Source organism: Pseudomonas sp. W2Jun17 (assembly GCF_023127795.1).
GTDB lineage: Bacteria > Pseudomonadota > Gammaproteobacteria > Pseudomonadales > Pseudomonadaceae > Aquipseudomonas > Aquipseudomonas synxantha_A.
The window spans coordinates 54,460-74,577 of the sequence record NZ_SPKO01000003.1; the positions used below are offsets into that span (position 1 = coordinate 54,460).

At 60.0% G+C, this 20,118-nt stretch carries 18 protein-coding genes; 7 read left to right on the forward strand and 11 right to left on the reverse strand.

Features of this window, described 5'->3' with window-relative positions; genetic code table 11:
* The first annotated feature begins 10 nt into the window (after nt 1-10).
* On the forward strand, nt 11-4,381 hold the full coding sequence (locus tag E4O98_RS01205; RefSeq protein ID WP_248133964.1) for an RHS repeat-associated core domain-containing protein: 4,371 nt from the start codon (nt 11-13) through the stop codon (nt 4,379-4,381).
* Nucleotides 4,382-4,391: 10 nt separating this feature from the next.
* Nucleotides 4,392-4,766 carry a DUF4259 domain-containing protein gene (locus E4O98_RS01210; protein ID WP_032878687.1) on the forward strand — a complete coding sequence of 125 codons (375 nt, stop codon included), beginning with the start codon at nt 4,392-4,394 and terminating at the stop codon, nt 4,764-4,766.
* Between the two features lie 102 nt (nt 4,767-4,868).
* On the opposite strand, the gene E4O98_RS01215 is transcribed toward E4O98_RS01210, so the two are convergent.
* The 3 genes from E4O98_RS01215 to E4O98_RS01225 form a co-directional block, all read right to left on the reverse strand.
* The gene (locus E4O98_RS01215) at nt 4,869-5,144 is read right to left on the reverse strand and encodes an HU family DNA-binding protein (RefSeq protein ID WP_003195589.1); all 276 of its coding nucleotides are present in this window, start codon (nt 5,142-5,144) and stop codon (nt 4,869-4,871) included.
* 191 nt (nt 5,145-5,335) lie between these two features.
* Entirely contained in the window at nt 5,336-6,484 is a 1,149-nt protein-coding gene (locus E4O98_RS01220) for an FAD-dependent oxidoreductase (protein WP_103734137.1), read from the reverse strand.
* Nucleotides 6,485-6,520: 36 nt separating this feature from the next.
* Nucleotides 6,521-6,688, reverse strand: coding sequence for a rubredoxin (locus tag E4O98_RS01225; RefSeq protein WP_002555879.1), 168 nt, complete (start codon nt 6,686-6,688; stop codon nt 6,521-6,523).
* 195 nt (nt 6,689-6,883) lie between these two features.
* Here E4O98_RS01225 and E4O98_RS01230 point away from each other — a divergent pair, with 195 nt between their 5' ends.
* Together E4O98_RS01230 and ubiA are read left to right on the forward strand one after the other, a co-directional pair.
* Complete coding sequence (locus E4O98_RS01230) at nt 6,884-7,447, forward strand: chorismate lyase (RefSeq protein WP_103734136.1); 564 nt, start codon at nt 6,884-6,886, stop codon at nt 7,445-7,447.
* The gene (gene ubiA, locus E4O98_RS01235; protein ID WP_148853784.1) at nt 7,447-8,337 is read left to right on the forward strand and encodes a 4-hydroxybenzoate octaprenyltransferase; all 891 of its coding nucleotides are present in this window, start codon (nt 7,447-7,449) and stop codon (nt 8,335-8,337) included. The genes E4O98_RS01230 and ubiA overlap by 1 nt, the downstream gene beginning before the upstream one ends.
* A gap of 56 nt (nt 8,338-8,393) precedes the next feature.
* Here ubiA and E4O98_RS01240 read toward each other — a convergent pair whose 3' ends face one another.
* The gene (locus tag E4O98_RS01240; protein ID WP_078822653.1) at nt 8,394-8,777 is read right to left on the reverse strand and encodes a hypothetical protein; all 384 of its coding nucleotides are present in this window, start codon (nt 8,775-8,777) and stop codon (nt 8,394-8,396) included.
* Between the two features lie 154 nt (nt 8,778-8,931).
* On the opposite strand from E4O98_RS01240, the gene phoB reads away from it, so the two are divergent.
* The 3 genes from phoB to E4O98_RS01255 all read left to right on the forward strand — a co-directional run bounded on the left by phoB (nt 8,932) and on the right by E4O98_RS01255 (nt 12,538).
* Nucleotides 8,932-9,621: a phosphate regulon transcriptional regulator PhoB gene (gene phoB / locus E4O98_RS01245; protein WP_005792526.1), complete on the forward strand. Its 690-nt coding sequence runs from the start codon at nt 8,932-8,934 to the stop codon at nt 9,619-9,621.
* Nucleotides 9,622-9,702: 81 nt separating this feature from the next.
* Nucleotides 9,703-10,989 (forward strand): phosphate regulon sensor histidine kinase PhoR, encoded by a 1,287-nt coding sequence (gene phoR, locus E4O98_RS01250; RefSeq protein ID WP_236648093.1) that lies wholly within the window; start codon nt 9,703-9,705, stop codon nt 10,987-10,989.
* A 208-nt stretch (nt 10,990-11,197) separates the two neighbouring features.
* Nucleotides 11,198-12,538, forward strand: a complete 1,341-nt coding sequence (locus tag E4O98_RS01255; protein WP_005792528.1) for a hemolysin family protein — start codon at nt 11,198-11,200, stop codon at nt 12,536-12,538.
* A gap of 62 nt (nt 12,539-12,600) precedes the next feature.
* Here E4O98_RS01255 and E4O98_RS01260 read toward each other — a convergent pair whose 3' ends face one another.
* The 7 genes from E4O98_RS01260 to E4O98_RS01290 form a co-directional block, all read right to left on the reverse strand.
* A complete protein-coding gene (locus tag E4O98_RS01260; protein ID WP_005792529.1) occupies nt 12,601-12,900 on the reverse strand; it encodes an XRE family transcriptional regulator in 300 nt (99 codons plus the stop codon).
* Between the two features lie 4 nt (nt 12,901-12,904).
* On the reverse strand, nt 12,905-13,228 hold the full coding sequence (locus E4O98_RS01265; protein WP_005792530.1) for a type II toxin-antitoxin system RelE/ParE family toxin: 324 nt from the start codon (nt 13,226-13,228) through the stop codon (nt 12,905-12,907).
* A 186-nt stretch (nt 13,229-13,414) separates the two neighbouring features.
* Nucleotides 13,415-14,314, reverse strand: a complete 900-nt coding sequence (locus tag E4O98_RS01270; protein ID WP_032878681.1) for a response regulator — start codon at nt 14,312-14,314, stop codon at nt 13,415-13,417.
* Nucleotides 14,315-14,481: 167 nt separating this feature from the next.
* On the reverse strand, nt 14,482-15,243 hold the full coding sequence (gene phoU / locus E4O98_RS01275) for a phosphate signaling complex protein PhoU (protein WP_017528598.1): 762 nt from the start codon (nt 15,241-15,243) through the stop codon (nt 14,482-14,484).
* Between the two features lie 70 nt (nt 15,244-15,313).
* The gene (gene pstB / locus E4O98_RS01280; RefSeq protein WP_005792533.1) at nt 15,314-16,147 is read right to left on the reverse strand and encodes a phosphate ABC transporter ATP-binding protein PstB; all 834 of its coding nucleotides are present in this window, start codon (nt 16,145-16,147) and stop codon (nt 15,314-15,316) included.
* A gap of 80 nt (nt 16,148-16,227) precedes the next feature.
* The gene (gene pstA, locus E4O98_RS01285) at nt 16,228-17,898 is read right to left on the reverse strand and encodes a phosphate ABC transporter permease PstA (protein WP_032878679.1); all 1,671 of its coding nucleotides are present in this window, start codon (nt 17,896-17,898) and stop codon (nt 16,228-16,230) included.
* A gap of 15 nt (nt 17,899-17,913) precedes the next feature.
* Nucleotides 17,914-19,947 carry an ABC transporter permease subunit gene (locus tag E4O98_RS01290; RefSeq protein WP_248134053.1) on the reverse strand — a complete coding sequence of 678 codons (2,034 nt, stop codon included), beginning with the start codon at nt 19,945-19,947 and terminating at the stop codon, nt 17,914-17,916.
* Between the last annotated feature and the right edge of the window lie 171 nt (nt 19,948-20,118).

Below are 20,118 nucleotides of genomic sequence, written 5' to 3' on the forward strand. Positions count from 1 at the left end.
AGCCTGAGCGATGAGTGACGATCTTTGGGCTGCCCGCGAAGGCGACGCACTGCTGCACACCTCGGTGATGGCCGATATTCTCGGCGGTGTGCTGGAAGTGGCCGCCTATGCGGCGATCACTACTGTGGGCTGCCTGGCCGTTGCCGGAGCGGTGTTCCTCGCGACCGGTGCAACCATTGCCACAGGCGGTGTTGCATTGGTTTTGGTGGTCGGCGCGGTCGTCGGCATCACCGCGGGCCTCACGGGGGCGGACCTGAAGATATCCAGTTGGTGCGAGTCCGCCGCCAACTGGGTGTTCCCGCCGGTGATCGATGCGTTCATCACCAGCGGCTCGCACAACGTGTTCATCAATGGCAAAAAGGCTGCCCGCGCTGCCGGCAAGATGACGGCTGTGCCCGTCGCGCCCAGCGAGCCGCCAGCGCCAAGCTTCCTGGATATGGCCGGGGAGTTTTTCTCGCAGATGTGGCGCCCGACTGTCGCCTCGCCTGCGCCCGGCACAGAGCCGTGCCCGCTGGATACCGTGGGGTGCAACAAGCACCCGCCGATGCCGCTGCAATTCATTGCCGAGGGTTCCAGCTCGGTATTCATCAATGGTCAGCCGGCGGCACGCAGCGGGGATCGCAGTACCTGTGACGCCAAGATTGGCACGGCTGAGGGTCTGATTTCGCCGGATGTGCGCATTGGTGGCGAGACCATTGTGGTGCAGGAGATTCGTAGCGGGAAAACGCCGGGGGTGGGGCTGGCGATTGCCGTGGTGATGGCATTGCGGGGCAATGTGAAGTGTTTCTGGACCAAGCTGCCGTGCATGATCGGAAGTGCGCTGGTGGGGGGAGCGATTTCTTATGGGACCGCCAAGGTCACCTCTGCGCTCAAGGGCGCCATGAATGGCTCGCCCAATCCGGTGCACAGCGCGACGGGGGCCAAGATCCTGGGCGGGGACGAGGAACTGGACTTCACGTTGCCGGGATTGCTCCCGATAGATTGGCAGCGCTTTTACAGCAGCCTCGACACACGCCGGGACGGCCTATTTGGCGCTGGATGGAGCGTCGCGTATGAGGTGTCGATCGAGATAGAAGCAGACGAAAACCTGGTCTACATCGACGAACAAGGACGCCGCCTGGAGATCGGTTACATCCCGTTGTCCGGCGGAGGGTTCGATCCGGGCCAAGGCCTTGCAGTCAGGCGCAGTGGCGACGGCGCGGTATTGGTCGAAAGCATCGACGGCCTGTATCGCCTGTTCGAGCCCGACCCGCTGAACAGCTCGCGGATGCGCTTGCATCTGCTGGGTGATCGTAATGAGGGCCGGATTTTCCTCGACTACGACAGTCAGGGCCGACTGTATCGCCTGCGCGACACCCACGACTTGATGCATGTAGAACTGAACTACGCGGCTGAACACCCTAGGCGTGTGAGCCACATCGAACGGCGTTACCTGCGCCAGGACCATTTCGATGCACGCAGCGACGTACTTGTCAGTTATCGCTATGACAGCAACGGCGATCTTGCCGAAGTATTGGATGCCCAAGGCACAACCCTTCGACTCTTTGCCTACGACAGCGGCAGGCGCATGGCCGAGCACCAATTGCCGAGTGGTTTGCGCTGTTTCTACCAATGGGCTGAAGTACCAGGGCCAGACGGCCCGGAATGGCGCGTCAGCCGGCACTGGACCGACGCGGGCGATGAATACCGCTTCGATTACGATCTGGACGCCGGCATTACCCGCGTGACCGACGGCCTGATGCGGGTCAGCACGCGGCATTGGAACCCGCAGTTCCAGATCACTCGCTACGTCGATAACCTGGGCCATACGTGGCAGTTTGAATGGAGCGAAGATCGCCAGTTGCTCGGCGCGATTGACCCGCAAAACGGCCAGTGGCGTTTCAACTATGACGCATCCGGCAACCTGAGCGCCGTCATCGATCCGCTGTCCAGAACCCGCGGCACGCAGTGGCTGGAACACTGGGCATTGCCCCAAGTGGAAACCGATCCGGCAGGCAACAGTTGGCATTATCGCTACGACCAGCGTGGCAACTGCATCGAAGAAATCGACCCCTTGGGAAACCGTACGCGTTACGTCTATGACGGTTTCGGTCAGCCGGTGCAAATCATCGACGCCACGGAAAAGACCAGAACGTTGCATTGGAACGAGTGGAGCCAACTGGTCGAAGAAGTGGATTGCTCGGGTTATCCGACTCGTTATCAATACGATGCGTTTGGCAATCTGGTAGTGCAGACCAATGCCGAAGGTGAGTCGGTGCGCTACCGATACGGACCTCAGGGACTATTGCTGGAATGCCAGCTTCCCGACGGTCGCGTGGAGCAATTTCAACGTAGCACCAATGGTTATCTGACGGTTTATATCGACCCGGCCGGTAGCACCACGCGCTATGCCTATGACGTACGCGGCCTGGTCAAGCAACGCTGGGATGCGCATAACCGCACGGTCATGTTCGATCATGACGCCTACGGGCGACTTCGCAAGCTGACAAACGAGAACGGAGAAAGCTACCGCTTTGAATGGGACGCGGCCGACCGTATGGTGCAGCAGCAAGACCTCGACCAGAGTCGGCGCTGCTACACCTATGATTCGCTGGATGATGTCGTAGCCGTGGACTACCTGCCGGGGATGGAAGGCGAACCGGTAGCTGCGTTGTCACACCAGTTTCAGCGAGATCCGATTGGGCGCCTGGTCAGCAAAGTCACTGCGGACGGCACCACCGTTTATGAGCATGATCTGAACGATCAACTGGTGGCCGTCACCTTCACCGCGCTTGACGGCGCAGAACAGGTACTGGGTTTCAGCTATGACGCGCTGGGACAACTGCTGCAGGAGCAAAGCACAGCGGGGTCCTTGCAGCATCACTACGACGAATTGGGCAACCTGATTCAGACCCGGTTGCCCGACGGACGATGGCTGAACCGCCTCTACTACGGCAGTGGCCACCTGCATCAGTTGAATCTCGATGGTAAGGTCATCAGCGACTTCGAGCGGGATCGTTTGCACCGCGAAGTGCAGCGCACTCAGGGCCAACTCAAGACGAGTACCGCCTATGATCGAAATGGACGGGTTCGCTCGCGACAGCGCCGTAGTATTGACCAACCGTGGCAGTTGCCACCGTTGGTTGAGACTGAATACTGCTACGACCCCAGCGATAACCTGATCGGGCGTCGTCGTACTGACCGTCAAGAGCTTCTGGGCTACGACAGTACGGGACGCATCCTCGTCAACCACCAAGTAGGACACAGCGAAACCTACGCCTATGATGCTGCCTCCAATTTGCTCGACGGCCCGACCCAAGGTGGTCTGGTAAGGCATAACCGCCTGCTCACCTATCAAGACAAACGTTACAAGTACGACGCCCTTGGGCGGATGATCGAGAAAAGCAGCACGGCGCGGGGGTTGCAACGGTTTACTTACAATGCCGAGCATCGCTTGATCGAAGTGCGTAGCCAGAAAGGCGCGCTGAACACGATTGTGAGGATGGTGTACGACCCCCTTGGGCGGCGTATTGGCAAAACCGAGCACGATGCCAATGAGCTCTGCCTGGGAGAAACACGCTTCGACTGGGATGGCTTGCGTCTTCTACAGGAACATCGGCATAGCCAGACCAGCCTCTATCTATATGACAATCACAGCTATGACCCGCTAGCTCGCGTGGACGGTACGGGGAAACACCAGTGTGTGCGGTATTACCACAATGACCTGAACGGACTGCCAGAGTACCTCACCGAGACTGATGGGCTCATAGTTTGGCAAGCGCGCTACAAAGTATGGGGCGCCCCTCTTGAAGAGGTGCGCGAAGCGTACTTCATCGAGGAGCAGAACCTGCGATTCCAGGGTCAGTATCTTGATCGAGAAACCGGGTTGCATTTCAATACTTTGCGGTATTACGACCCCGACATTGGCCGTTTTACGACACCTGACCCTATAGGTCTGGCAGGTGGTTTGAATCTTTACGCTTATGCCTCGAACCCGCTGACTTGGATCGATCCTCTTGGACTTAACCCAGCGCTCCTGGAGGCGCTTGGCGCGGATGCAAAATCAGTCGGTGTTTATCGATTTACTGACAAAAATGGCAAGCTCTACGTAGGTTCCACTACTGATCAAACCTTCGGCTCAAGACTGAGTCAGCATGTCGCTTCCGGAAAACTGCCGGCTGACAAAATCAGCTCGGTACAGTTACACAGTATGAACGGGGCCACCGCCCAGGAAATCTATAAGGTCGAAGCCAGTGAAATTGTGCGAAATGGCGGCAGGAGCGTAGACGGCGGGAAAACCTCTAACCTTCGAGCGCCTGCCGGTACACGTGAGCTATTCAAAAACCCCAACTGGGTCGCAACAGAAAAATCTAAACCATCACGATTCGGAAAATGTGGCTAAGGAGTCAAAAATGGGCGCCTGGAATTACAACCCTTGGGAAAACGATGAAGCCGCGGACTGGTTTCAGGAATTCTGGAAACAACAAAATTTTGCGGTCTTGATCAACGAAATCAGCCAGTTTAATCCCGCTGAAGAACGTTATGACGCCTTTAGGGCTGCCTGTTATCTATTACAAACCCTAGGCAACCCCTATATATGGCCAGCCGAGTATCTGGCAGAACTCAAACCCCTGATCGAGCAGGCTATTTCAATTCTGACCCAACTGATTGACCCGCCCAATGACGAATGGGGGTTTCTTGATATGTGGGGCGACAGCGCCGATGTTATCAACGCCGTGGAGGAACAAATCGACGCTCTGAAAATGCGATTAGGCGAGCTGGCTTAATCTGGCATACGTATCGGCACCCAACAAAAATGGGCACCCGACCCAGTCGGCGTGCCCATTTTCTTTACCGCCCCGCCTCCCTTCGAGACGGTACCGCTTAACTTACGGGTTGACGCTGTCTTTGAGCGACTTGCCCGGTTTGAACGCGACGGTGTTGCTTGCCTTGATCTTCACAGGCTCACCGGTTTGCGGGTTCTTGCCGGTGCGGGCGCCGCGGTGGCGTTGCAGGAAGGTGCCGAAACCCACCAGGGTGACGCTGTCCTTGCGGTGCAGGGCGCCGGTGATTTCTTCGAGTACGGCGTTAAGGACGCGGTTGGCCTGCTCTTTGGTGAGGTCTGCTTTTTCAGCGATGGCGGCTGCGAGATCTGGTTTACGCATAAATGAAGCCTCTTTGACGGTTTTTTGTTGTTATGTCCGTGCTGCTCTCTGGTGGAGCAGCGCCCAAGGCGCCGCAGGCTCTACTCTGCGGCAGACGGGAGTGAGGATGGCACGCCCTCGCACGCTCCGCCAGTCTCCCGGCGACCTTTCTACAGGCGAAACGGTGCTGATTCCGACAGAACGGCTGGCATTTACGCCAGCAATGGCGGAAGTTCTTTGTTCAGGGCCAGTTTTTCCATGACGGCGCTGCCGGTCAGCGCGTATCCCAGCAGGCGGCCGCTGGCGTCGCGACACAGGGCCTTGATGTCGGCGCCCTGCCCTTCGACGCTCCACACACCTTCGGTGCCCCGTGGCGCAGGTGACACCACCAGCGGGCAGACCGGGGTTTTCACGGTGACCGGCATAGGCCCATAGCTCACCGCCGTGGCGTTGCCGGCCAAGGTTTGCGCCAGGGCACGGGCGCAGCTCATCAGTGGCATCACGTACAGCAGGTTCAAGCCGTCGACCTCGGCGCAGTCGCCCAGGGCGTAGATGTTGGCGTGGGACGTCTTGAGGTGACGGTCCACCATGATCCCGCGATTGATTTGCAGGCCGGCGGCGGCGGCCAGGTCTACACGAGGACGCAGGCCGATGGCGGACACCACCAGGTCACAGTGGATCACATCACCGTCCGACAGGTGCGCCTCAAGGCCATCAGCCGTGCGTTGCAGGCGATTGAGCACCGGGCCCAGGTGGAAACGCGCGCCGATGCCTTCCAGCCCGGCTTGCACCGCTGCGGCAGCCGCCGGGTGCAGCAGGGTCGGCATGACCTGCTCACAGGGTGCGACCAGGTCGATTTCATAGCCGCCGAGGATCAGGTCGTTGGCAAATTCGCAGCCGATCAGGCCAGCGCCAAGCAACAACACGCGACGTTTGCCGGCAGCCGCGGCGCGAAAGCGCGCGTAGTCTTCCAGGTCGTTGATCGGAAAAATCAGTTCAGCCCCATCGCCTTCAACCGGTACGCGCACGGTTTCTGCGCCCCAGGCCAGGACCAGGTCGCGGTAGGCCACCGCTTCCTCGCCGATCCACAGGCGCTTGTGGCCTGCGTCGATGCCGCTGACACGTGTATGGGTGCGCACTTCGGCCTTGAGCTGCTCGGCCATGGCGCCGGGTTCGGCCATGCTCAGGCCATCGGCTTCCTTGTTCTTGCCAAAGCCGGTGGAGAGCATGGGCTTGGAGTAGGAGCGCCCGTCATCCGCGGTGATCAGCAGCAATGGGGTCTCGCTGTCGAGCTTGCGAAACTCCCGGGCTACGTTGTAACCGGCCAATCCTGTGCCGATGATCACGACGGGTGCGTTCATTCCTTTCTCCTTGTAGTACGTGTCTTAAACTAAGAATTAGCCGATTTCGATCATTTCGAAATCCATTTTGCCCACGCCGCAGTCCGGGCACAGCCAGTCTTCCGGGACGTCTTGCCACAGCGTGCCCGGAGCTATTCCGTCATCCGGCCAGCCGTCCGCTTCGTTGTAGATCAAGCCACAGACGATACATTGCCACTTCTTCATTACGTGCTTCCTCAAGTCCAGGCATTTTGGCCGGCGGTCGATGGATCCAGCGTTGCCGCACGGCTCAGGGCGTTTTGTACTGATCGAGGCCGGCAGATGCAAGCACGATCGACGCAAACGGCCGGTTTGGCGCGGCAAAAGTTCAGGGTGCCATGGTAAGCTCACCGCCTCTTTTGCTGCCAATACTGACTCACCGTGCCGCACTCAATCGCCCCTTCCGATGCTTGCCAATGGCTGACCCAGAGCCTTCTGAGTCCCTTGCCCACGCCCTTGACCCTCAACTGGCTGTTTGACGAAGGCTCGCTGACGCGACGGCTGACAGGGCTGTCCAACGACGGTTTCAGCGTGACGCCGCTGTTCGAAGGCTGGCAGCCATTGCGCGACGATGAATGTGCCGCCCTGGGCCTGGCCCCGGCCAGCATCGGCTGGGTGCGCGAGGTGTACCTGCGTGGGCATGACCAGCCGTGGGTGTTTGCCCGCAGCGTGGCGGCGCGCAGTGCCTTGCAGGGCGACGGGCTGCACATGGACGAGCTGGGCAGTCGCTCGCTGGGGGAGCTGTTGTTCTGCGACCGCGCCTTTACCCGCCAGGCCATCGAAGTGTGCCATTACCCTCGCCCATGCCTGCCGGCAGCGGACCAGACCGACGGTTTGTGGGCGCGCCGCTCTCGCTTCGATCGCGGCGCGCTGAGCGTGCTGGTGGCAGAAGTCTTCCTGCCGAGTTTCTGGCACGCGCTGCATGACCATCCGGAGAACTGCTGATGTATCAACGTCTGCTCAAGTCCTTGAACCGCCTGAACCCCAGGGCCTGGGATTTCATTCAGTTGACGCGCATGGACAAGCCCATTGGCATCTACCTGTTGCTGTGGCCGACATTGTGGGCACTGTGGATCGCCGGCAAGGGCTCGCCGTCGCTGCTTAATATCGTGATTTTCGTGTTGGGCGTGGTGCTGACCCGCGCCGGTGGCTGCGTGATCAATGATTGGGCTGACCGCAAGGTCGATGGCCATGTGAAGCGCACCGAGCAACGCCCACTGGTGAGCGGCAAGATCAGCTCGAAAGAGGCATTGGTGTTTTTTGCCGTGTTGATGGGTATCAGCTTCCTGCTGGTGCTGCTGACTAACGCCAGCACTATCCTGCTATCCCTGGGCGGCCTGGCGCTGGCAGCCAGCTACCCGTTCATGAAGCGCTACACCTATTACCCGCAGGTAGTGCTGGGCGCGGCGTTTTCCTGGGGCATGCCGATGGCGTTTACCGCCGAGACCGGCCATCTGCCCGCTACCGCGTGGTTGCTGTATATCGCCAACCTGTTGTGGACCGTGGGCTACGACACCTATTACGCCATGACCGACCGTGATGACGACTTGAAGATCGGGGTGAAATCCACCGCCATTCTGTTTGGTGATGCTGATCGCGTGATCATCCTGACCCTGCAAGGGCTGTCGCTGGTGTGCCTGTTGCTGGCCGGCACGCGGTTTGAACTGGGGGGTTGGTTCCAACTGGGGTTGCTGGCGGCGGCGGGCTGTTTTGCCTGGGAGTTCTGGTACACCCGGGACAGGGACCGTATGAAGTGCTTCAGGGCGTTCTTGCATAACCATTGGGCGGGGTTGGCGATTTTTGTCGGGATTGTGGTGGATTACGCGGTTCGGTAGTGCAGGACTGACGCCATCGGGGGCTTGCCCCCGATGGATTCAGCAGCACCGCAGACTTAAGGCTTGATGATGTGCCAGGCGCCACCCTTGCCATCCCCGGTCTTGTCACCGGCTTTCTTGTCGTCCTTGTAGGTGTAGACAGGCTTGCCTTTGTAGGCCCACTGGCTTGTCTGGTCGTCGCGGGTGATCACCGTCCAATCACCGTCACCGGTCGTGGTGTCGGTGGACTCGGCCTTCAACGGCGGCCAGTTGGTCGCGCACTGGTCCTTGCACACTGACTTGCCATCGGCGTCCTTGTCGAAGGTGTAGAGCGTCATGCCCTTGTGATCCACCAACATCCCTTCTTTAGTCATCGCAGGCTCTGCCGCAAACGCCAGGCCTGGCAGCGCCAAGGCTGCGGATAGCAGCAGGGCTTTCCAGGAAATCGTGCTGTAAGTCATCGGAACCTTCCTTTTGTGGTTGTCAGGATTCGGACCCAAAGGGTAGTCCAGAGTGCCCTGAATTGCCCAAGCGACTAAATTACTGTCACACGACTGCAATAATTCCGTTATCTAATGCGGCGCAAGACAGTTAAATGACAAGAGGATTTTGAGCATGGTTGGCAGGAGCATTCTGATTGTTGACGACGAAGCGCCCATTCGCGAGATGATCGCCGTTGCGTTGGAAATGGCCGGCTATGACTGCCTGGAGGCGGAAAACTCCCAGCAGGCCCACGCCATTATCGTCGACCGCAAGCCGGACCTGATCCTGCTCGACTGGATGCTGCCCGGCACGTCCGGCATCGAGTTGGCCCGGCGCCTCAAGCGTGACGAACTGACCGGGGATATCCCAATCATCATGCTCACCGCCAAGGGTGAAGAGGACAACAAGATCCAGGGCCTGGAAGTGGGCGCCGATGACTACATCACCAAACCTTTTTCCCCTCGGGAGCTGGTGGCGCGCCTCAAAGCCGTATTGCGCCGTGCCGGCCCGACCGATGGCGAAGCGCCGATCGAAGTCGACGGCCTGATTCTGGACCCGATCAGCCACCGCGTGACCATCGACGGCAAGCCCGCCGAGATGGGCCCGACCGAATACCGATTGCTGCAATTCTTCATGACCCACCAGGAGCGCGCCTACACCCGCGGCCAATTGCTGGACCAGGTGTGGGGCGGCAATGTGTATGTGGAGGAGCGCACCGTGGACGTGCATATCCGCCGCTTGCGCAAAGCCTTGGGCGACGCGTACGAGAATCTGGTACAAACCGTGCGCGGCACCGGCTATCGGTTTTCCACCAAAAGCTGAGCCAGCCCCTTCCTCCCTTAACAGCTGACAAGGACGCATGTTTAAGTGAACCAGAACTGGCATGGCACCCTGATCCGCCACATGCTTCTGTTGATCACTGCTTGCCTGCTGGTCGGGCTGATCAGTGGCTATTACGGCTGGAGCCTGGCCGCCGGCATCGCGTTGTACCTGGGCTGGACCCTCAAACAATTGCTGCGCCTGCATGAATGGCTGCGCCAGCACAAACCCGACGAGGCGCCGCCCGATGGCTATGGCCTGTGGGGTGAGGTGTTCGACAGCATCTACCACCTGCAACGTCGCGACCAACGGGTACGCGGGCGCCTGCAAGCGGTGATCGACCGGGTGCAGGAATCCACCGCGGCGCTCAAGGACGCCGTGATCATGCTCGACAGCGACGGCAACCTGGAATGGTGGAACCGCGCCGCCGAAACCCTGCTGGGTCTCAAGACGCCACAGGACAGCGGCCAGCCGGTGACCAACCTGGTGCGCCACCCGCGCTTCAAGGAATACTTCGAGCAGGACAACTACGAAGAAGCCCTGGAAATCCCGTCGCCCACCAACGACCGCGTACGCATCCAGCTGTACCTGACGCGCTATGGCAACAATGAGCACTTGATGCTGGTGCGTGATGTGACCCGCATCCATCAGCTTGAACAGATGCGCAAGGACTTCGTCGCCAACGTCTCCCACGAGCTTCGCACACCGCTGACGGTGATCTGCGGCTACTTGGAGACGCTGCTGGACAACGTCGACGAGATCAACCCGCGCTGGAGCCGCGCCCTGCAGCAGATGCAGCAGCAAGGCTCGCGGATGCAGACCCTGCTCAACGACTTGCTGCTTTTGGCCAAGCTTGAAGCCACCGATTACCCCTCGGATAACCACCCGGTGGCAGTGCAAAGCCTGCTGCACACCATCAAGAATGACGCCCAGGCGCTCTCCGGCGAACGCGGCCAGCAGATCACCCTGGAAGCCGACCCAACGGTGCTGCTCAAGGGCAGTGAGGGCGAGTTACGCAGCGCGTTCTCCAATTTGGTGTTCAACGCGGTGAAGTACACCCAGGACAAGGGCAATATCCGTATTCGCTGGTGGGCCGACGAACAGGGCGCGCACCTGAGCGTGCAGGACTCGGGTATCGGCATCGACGCCAAGCATCTGCCGCGCCTCACCGAACGTTTCTACCGCGTTGACTCCAGCCGCAACTCCAACACCGGCGGCACGGGGCTCGGCCTGGCGATCGTCAAGCATGTGTTGTTGCGCCATCGGGCGCGCCTGGAAATCAGCAGCGTGCTGGGGCATGGCAGTACGTTTACCTGCCATTTTCCGACAACGCAGGTAACGCGTTCGCCAGTGATCGACAATGATGAATAACTCAAATACAGCACAAATCTAAATGTGGGAGGGGGCAAGCCCCCTCCCACATTGGATTTGTATGCTTTTGGAGAACAGGTTCCTTGCCCCGCCCGGCAGCGGGCACTAGGCAAGCGCCCCGTCAGCCGCTACATTGGCCGACTTGCGCCTGCCTTTCAGGCTCACCTGTCATCCCTTATTGAACACACGGAACCTGCAAAACCCCATCATGGACCCTTCCCCTGGCATTACCCTCGCTACACTCTTCGCCGATTTCGGCATGATTCTTTTTGCACTGATCCTGGTACTGCTCAACGGTTTCTTCGTTGCGGCGGAATTTGCCATGGTCAAACTGCGCGCCACGCGGGTCGAGGCCATCGCCCACAAGAACGGTTGGCGCGGGCAGATCCTGCGCACCGTACACAGCCAGCTCGACGCCTACCTGTCGGCCTGTCAGCTGGGTATCACCCTGGCGTCCCTGGGCCTGGGCTGGGTCGGTGAACCGGCCTTTGCGCACATCCTCGAGCCAATGCTGGGCGCAATCGGCGTGCAGTCGCCGGAAGTGATCAAGGGCGTGTCGTTCTTTGCCGCCTTCTTCGTGATTTCCTACCTGCACATCGTGGTCGGTGAGCTGGCGCCCAAGTCCTGGGCGATTCGCAAGCCCGAGCTGCTGTCGCTATGGACGGCAGTGCCGCTGTACCTGTTCTACTGGGCGATGTACCCGGCCATCTACCTGCTCAACGCCAGCGCCAACGCCATCCTGCGCATCGCCGGCCAAGGCGAGCCTGGCCCCCACCATGAGCACCATTACAGCCGCGAAGAGCTCAAACTGATCCTGCACTCCAGCCGTGGCCAGGACCCGAGCGACCAAGGTATGCGCGTACTGGCCTCTGCGGTGGAAATGGGCGAACTGGAAGTGGTGGACTGGGCCAACTCCCGGGAAGACCTGGTGACCCTGGACTTCAACGCCCCGCTCAAAGAGATTCTTGCGCTGTTCCGTCGCCACAAATTCAGCCGGTACCCGGTGTATGACGCGGTGCGCAATGAGTTCGTGGGCCTGTTGCACATCAAGGATCTGCTGCTGGAACTGGCCGCCCTGGACCATATTCCCGAATCCTTCAACCTGGCCGAACTGACCCGCCCGCTGGAACGCGTCTCGCGGCACATGCCGTTGTCGCAACTGCTGGAGCAGTTCCGCAAAGGCGGCGCGCACTTCGCCCTGGTGGAGGAAGCCGACGGCAAGATCATCGGCTACCTGACCATGGAAGACGTGCTGGAAGTACTGGTGGGCGATATCCAGGATGAACACCGCAAGGCCGAGCGCGGCATCCTCGCCTACCAGCCCGGCAAATTGCTGGTACGTGGCGACACGCCGCTGTTCAAAGTCGAACGCCTGCTGGGCGTCGACCTGGACCACATCGAAGCCGAAACCCTGGCCGGCCTGATCTACGACACCCTCAAGCGCGTGCCGGAAGAAGAGGAAGTGCTGGAAGTGGAAGGCTTGCGGATCATCATCAAGAAGATGAAAGGGCCCAAGATAGTACTGGCCAAGGTCTTGCTGCTGGACTGACCTTCGATTGCCCAATGCAAAATTGGGCAATATCCCAAGCGTCGTGACGACCTAAACGATCGTCACGCAGGCAGCGCGTTGAAACAGATATCCACATTCATCTGCGCCGCGGCCGACAGATTGACTAACGCATCAAGAGAACACTTGTCGATCTTGCCGTTAAGTACGTCGTTCAGGCGAGGCTGGCTGATACCCAGCCTTAGCGCCGCATCCTTCTGGGACAGCTCCCAGCTACGAATGGTGTTGCACAACTCCAACAGCAGCTTTGAGCGTAGGCGCATATTGGCGGCTTGCGCTGGCGTGTCCTCCAGAGCATCCCACACAGAGTTGAAACGTTCGGTATGTAACTTTTGATTTGTCATGGGCTTAACCTAATTCCTGCAATCTGGCACGCGCCAATTCGATATCCCGCCCTTCGGTTTTCCGTGTGGTCTTGCGCAACGCGTGCAGCACATAGACAGCTTCAGGCCGATTGACCACGTAGAACACTCGAAACGCTCCCGACTCTTCAGTGATCCGAATCTCATTGACGCCCCTCCCGATCGTTTTCATCGGCTTGCAATCGAAGGGCTGCTCACCCTGTTGCAACAGATCCAACTGAAAACCGGCTGCCCTTCGGGCGTCGAGAGGAAAATCCTTGAGATCCTTGAGCGAGCTTCCTAGAAACACCACATCCTTGTGCCTTGGCATTGACTTCTCCTTTCCTGGAAAGAAAAAGCGTAATCGACGACTCAACCAAAGGCGGTGCAGCTGTGTTTCAAGGCATAGCAAAGGCTCGACAACACTGAAGCGTTATCGAGAGCCTATATCGGAACAGATATAAATCAAGCCGTCTAGCAGGAATCAGACAACCGGTCGATTGCTTGATTCAGGCCATCAGGCACCCGGCACAAAATGCTTCTGCGCCGTACCGCGCGCAATCAGGCGCGAGATGTAGTCCAGCTTCTGCGCATCCTGGTCGATAAAGCGAAAGGTCAGTTGCAACCAGTCGCTGTCGGGCTTGGGCTCGTAGGCGACGATGGCATGCAGGTAGCCGTTGAGGCGTGCGACTTCGGCGTTGTCGCCCTGCTCAAGGTCGAGCACGGCGCTTTCCAGTACCTGAGGCAGGACGTCGCCGCGCTTTACCACCAGCAACGCTTCCTTGATGCTCAGGGCCTTGATCACGCATTGCTGAGTGCCGCTTGCGAGGCGCAACTGGCCCTGACCGCGACTGCCAGCCGGCGCCGCTGCTGCTGGGGCCTTCACGGGTGGGGTGTTGAGCAGACCTTTACTGGGTGCCGCCACCGGGGCCGGCTTGACCGCTTCGGGTCTGCCGCCGGTCAGGGCGCTCAGGGAGTCGTTGCCGAAGGCCGAGTTCATCTTGGTCGGCGCGCTGGCGATCAGTGCGTCGAGGCGGCCGATCTTGTGCAGGGCCTGCTTGACCTTGTTGAGCAGTTGCTCGTTGGTGAACGGTTTGCTGACATAGCCGGAAACGCCGGCCTGGATCGCCTGAACCACGTTTTCCTTATCGCCACGGCTGGTCACCATCACGAACGGCATGGCCTTCAGATGCGCTTGCTCGCGGCACCAGGTCAAGAGCTCAAGACCGGACATCTCAGGCATTTCCCAGTCACACAGCACCAGGTCGAAGGTTTCGCGCATCAGGATGGATTGCGCCTTTTTGCCGTTCACCGCATCTTCGATCTTGATTCCGGGGAAGTAATTGCGCAGGCACTTCTTCACCAGGTCGCGAATAAACGAGGCGTCATCCACCACCAATACACTGACTTTGCTCATCGACCCTTCATCCTATAAAAACCTCGGCTGGCAGTACGCCTGACTGATGGCATTTTGCCAAAACCTTGCAGTCACGTTCGGACTTTATTCGCCGCCCGCGCAAAAAATTCAGCTGCCACAAACGAAAACGCCCGGCCAATGGCCGGGCGTTAATTTCACGGGCAACCTTACTTATCGTCAGGTTCGCCTGGAACATTAGGCGTTTGATCGGCGGAGCCTTCAACTTCGGCCTTCATGCGCTTGAGGCCCATGTGCCGAACGTCGGTGCCGCGCACCAGGTAGATCACCAGTTCCGAGATATTACGCGCGTGATCGCCGATCCGCTCCAGGGAGCGCAGCACCCAGATAATGCTCAAGACCCGCGAGATAGAGCGTGGATCTTCCATCATGTAGGTGGCCAGCTCACGCAAGGCGGTCTTGTACTCGCGGTCGATGACCTTGTCGTACTGAGCCACCGACAACGCCAGGTCTGCATCGAAACGCGCAAACGCGTCGAGGGCATCGCGCACCATGTTGCGCACCTGGTCGCCGATATGGCGCACTTCCACGTAACCGCGTGGCGCTTCACCTTCTTCGCACAGTTGGATGGCACGCCGGGCGATCTTGGTGGCTTCGTCGCCAATGCGCTCCAGGTCAATCACCGACTTGGAGATGCTGATGATCAAACGCAGGTCGGAGGCCGCCGGCTGGCGACGGGCAAGAATGCGCAGGCACTCTTCATCGATATTGCGTTCCATCTGGTTGATCTGGTCATCGATCTCGCGCACCTGCTGGGCCAGGCCCGAGTCGGCCTCGATCAGCGCGGTGACGGCATCGTTGACTTGCTTCTCCACCAGCCCGCCCATCGCCAGGAGGTGGCTGCGCACTTCCTCAAGCTCGGCGTTGAACTGCGCGGAGATGTGGTGGGTAAGGCCTTCTTTGCTAATCATGTTGGCGTCCTTGGAGCGTCCGGTAAGGTGCGGAGAACCGCAGCGTCAGTGCAATCAGAACCACAGCTTCCTAGCCGTAGCGACCGGTGATGTAGTCTTCGGTCTGCTTCTTCGCCGGATTGGTGAACAGGGTATCGGTATCGCCGAACTCCACCAGCTTGCCCATGTACATGAACGCGGTGTAGTCCGAAACCCGCGCCGCCTGTTGCATGTTGTGGGTCACGATAACGATGGTGAACTTGGACTTGAGCTCGTAGATCAGCTCTTCGACTTTCAAGGTCGAGATCGGGTCGAGCGCCGAGCACGGTTCGTCGAGCAGCAGCACTTCCGGCTCTACGGCGATGGTACGGGCAATCACCAGACGCTGCTGCTGGCCGCCGGACAAGCCAAGTGCCGACTCGTGCAGACGGTCCTTGACCTCGTCCCACAACGCGGCGCCCTTGAGAGCCCATTCAACCGCTTCGTCGAGGACGCGCTTCTTGTTGATGCCCTGGATGCGCAGGCCATAGACCACGTTTTCATAAATGGTCTTGGGGAACGGGTTGGGCTTCTGGAACACCATCCCCACCCGGCGTCGCAACTCGGCCACGTCTTCACCCTTGCGGTAAATATTGGTGCCGTAGAGATTGATCGCACCTTCCACACGGCAACCGTCCACCAGGTCATTCATACGGTTGAACGTGCGCAGTAATGTCGACTTGCCGCAGCCGGACGGGCCGATAAAGGCGGTCACGCGCTGCTTGGGGATGTTCATGCTGACGTCGAACAGCGCTTGTTTTTCGCCGTAGTACAGGCTCAGGCCCGGGACTTCGATGGCCACGGTTTCCTGGGCCAGGCTCAGGCTCTGTTTGTCGCGACCCAGGGCAGACATGTTGATGCCGTGAGGTTGGTTTTCGTGTTGCATGGGATGCTCCCTGTGCTACCAATTCGTTTCGTTGAACCGCCGGGGCGGCTTACTCAAATTCTGTGTCTGTGGGAGCCGTGTTAGCTGTCCAGCGCCTTGTATTTTTCGCGCAGGTGGTTACGGATCCACACCGCCGACAGGTTGAGCGTGGCGATCACCAGCACCAGCAGCAACGCGGTGGCGTACACCAGCGGCCTTGCGGCTTCGACGTTAGGGCTCTGGAAGCCGACGTCATAAATATGGAAGCCCAGGTGCATGATTTTCTGGTCCAGGTGCAGGTACGGATAGTTGCCGTCCAGCGGCAGCGACGGAGCCAGCTTCACTACGCCCACCAGCATCAGCGGCGCCACTTCGCCGGCGGCGCGGGCCACGGCGAGGATCATGCCGGTCATCATGGCCGGGCTGGCCATCGGCAGCACGATCTTCCACAGCGTTTCCGCCTTGGTCGCGCCCAGTGCCAGGGAGCCTTCACGCACCGTGCGAGGAATGCGCGCCAGGCCTTCTTCGGTGGCCACGATCACCACCGGCACCGCCAATAGCGCCAGGGTCAGCGAGGCCCAGAGCAGGCCCGGAGTACCGAAGGTCGGCGCCGGCAGGGCTTCGGCGAAGAACAGGCGGTCAACCGAACCACCCAGTACATAGACGAAGAAGCCCAGGCCGAATACGCCGTAGACAATGGCCGGTACGCCCGCCAGGTTGTTCACGGCGATACGGATGATCCGCGTCAGAGTGTTCTGCTTGGCGTACTCACGCAGGTACACGGCCGCCAGCACGCCAAACGGGGTCACGATCATCGCCATGATCAGGGTCATCATCACGGTGCCGAAGATGGCCGGGAAAATCCCGCCTTCGGTGTTGGCTTCCCGTGGGTCATCACTGAGGAATTCCCAGACCTTGCTGAAGTAGAAGCCGATCTTGGTCAGGGTGCCCATGGCGTTAGGCTGGTAGGCGTGCACCACCTTGCCGATGCCGATCTCCACTTCCTTGCCGTTGCCGTCGCGGGCAGTCAGGGCGTCGCGGTTGAACTGAGCGTGCAAGTCGGCCAGGCGCGCTTCGATATCTTGATAGCGGGCGTTGAGTTCGGCGCGGTCGGCGTCCATATCGGCCTGGGCGGCGGCGTCGAGCTTGCCTTCCAGTTCCAGTTTGCGCCCGTGCAGGCGGATGCGTTCCAGGCCGGCGTTGATCGCACCGATATCGGTTTTTTCCAGGGTCTTGAGCTGGGCGGCGAGCTTGTTGACACGGTCCACGCGAGCTTGCAGCTCTGGCCATGCGGCCTCGCCTTCAGCGATGACCTTGCCGTCCTGCTTGACGTTGACCAGGGTGCCGTAGAAGTTGCCCCACTCACGACGCTCAATGGCCATCAGGTTGGCCGGCTTGGTCTGGTCCTTCAACCATTCGCCGACGATCCAGGTGAAGTCGTTGCCGTTCAAGTCGCGGTTGCCGACCTTGATCAGCTCGCGAGTCATGAATTCCGGGCCCTGGTCCGGCACCGGCAGGCCGGCGCTCTTGAGGCGCTCACGCGGCACTTCTTCTTTCTGTACCACTTCGCCGATGACGATATGGTTGGCCTGGCCCGGCACGTTGTAGTTGGCCTGGATCAGGTCGGCCGGCCAGAAGTGGCCCAGGCCACGCACGGCAATCACAGCCAGCAAACCAATGGTCATGATGACCGCGATGGACACCGCGCCACCGCTGATCCAGACGCCTGGGGCGCCGCTCTTGAACCATCCATTCAGGGAGTTCTGTTTCACAGACTTCTACCTTTCTTAAAGCGACGAGTATTTCTTGCGCAGACGCTGACGAATCAGTTCGGCGAGGGTGTTCATGATGAACGTGAACAGCAGCAGCACCAGCGCCGAGAGGAACAGCACGCGGTAGTGACTGCCACCGACTTCCGACTCGGGCATTTCCACCGCGACGTTGGCCGCCAGGGTGCGCAAGCCCTCGAACAGGTTCATCTCCATGACCGGGGTGTTACCGGTGGCCATCAGCACGATCATGGTTTCACCCACTGCACGGCCCATGCCGATCATCAGTGCAGAGAAGATGCCCGGGCTGGCGGTCAGGATCACCACGCGGGTCATGGTCTGCCACGGCGTGGCGCCCAGGGCCAGGGAGCCCAGGGTCAGGCCGCGGGGTACGCTGAACACGGCGTCTTCGGCGATCGAGTAGATGTTCGGGATCACCGCAAAACCCATGGCCAGGCCGACCACCAGGGCGTTGCGCTGGTCGTAGGTGATCCCCAGGTCATGGGAGATCCACATGCGCATGTCGCCGCCAAAGAACCAGGTTTCCAGGTATGGACTCATGTACAGCGAGAGCCAGCCCACCAGCAGGATTACCGGGATCAGGATCGCGCTTTCCCAGCCGTCCGGCACCCGCAGGCGAATCGACTCGGGCAAGCGACTGAAGACAAAACCGGCGACCAGGATGCCGATAGGCAATAGCATCAGCAGGCTGAAAATGCCCGGCAAGTGCCCTTCCACGTACGGCGCCAGGAACAGGCCGGCGAAGAAGCCAAGGATCACGGTCGGCATGGCTTCCATCAGTTCGATCACCGGTTTGACCTTGCGGCGCAGGCTCGGGGCCATGAAGTACGCGGTGTAGATCGCCGCCGCAACCGCCAGTGGCGCGGCCAGCAGCATGGCGTAGAACGCAGCCTTCAACGTGCCGAAGGTCAGCGGGGCCAGGCTCATCTTGGGTTCGAAGTCGGTGTTGGCGGCGGTGGACTGCCAGACGTATTTAGGCTCGTCGTAGTTCTCGTACCAGACCTTGCTCCACAACGCGCTCCACGAGACTTCCGGGTGCGGGTTGTCGAGCAACAGCGGTTGCAGCTTGCCGCCGGCCTCGACGATTACGCGGTTGGCCCGTGGCGACATACCGAACAGGCCCTGGCCGTCGACCACCGGGTCGACCAGCAGGGTGCGGTGAGCGGTGCTGTGGAAAACGCCGAACTGGCCGGAGGCATCGAGCGCGGTGAAGCCTTTGCGGCGTTCTTCAGCACTGATTTCGACAATGGGCGCAGTGCCCATCTGGAAGGTGCGGATCTGTCTCAGGCGTTGCTCGCCATCCGGGTCGCGGGCCATGAACCACTGGGCCAGGCCGCCCTTGGAGTTGCCGACGATCAGCGAGATACCGCCCACCAACTGAGTGCTGGCGGTGACTTCGGCTGCGCCGTCTTCCAGGAGTTTGTAGCGACCGTTGAGGCTGTTGTCGCGCAGGCTGAACACATCGGCCAAGGCGCGACCGTTGATCACATAAAGCCATTGCTGGCGTGGGTCGACAAAGATGGCTTTCACCGGTTCGGTCATCTGCGGCAGCTCGATGCGCTTCTGCTCGCTGGTGACTTCACCGGTCATCATGTTTTCTTCGCGGCTCAACGACAGCACGTTCAGGTACGAACCCGCCGAACCGGCCACCACCAAGGTGGAGTCAGTGGCGTTGAGGGCGACATGCTCCAGTGGGCGACCGGCCTCATCCAACACGATCGGCGTTTCGCCGTAAGGGTATTCAATCGCTGGGGTGATGGTCTTCTTGCCGTCCGGGTACGACACTTTATAGGTGTGGCGGAACACCAGGGACTGGCCATTGGACAAACCAAGGATAACCAGCGGGCTGCCCGGCTGGTCTTCACCAATAGAAACAACGCTGGCACCGGCCGGAAGCGGCAGGTCGACACGCTTGAGCTCTGCACCGCTATCCACTGCAAAGAACAGCGCCTGGCCCTTGTCGGAAACCCGCATGGCAACCTGGTTCTGTTCTTCAAGGGAGATCATCAACGGCTTGCCGGCGTCCTGCATCCAGGCGGGTGTCAGCGCGTCTTCCTTGGTCAACGAGGCACCCTGGAACAGAGGTGCAACGACGTAGGCGAGGAAGAAGAAGATCAGGGTGATGGCGCCGAGGACGGCGAGGCCACCGACCAGCACATACCAGCGGGTCAGGCGATCCTTGAGCGCGCGAATGCGGCGCTT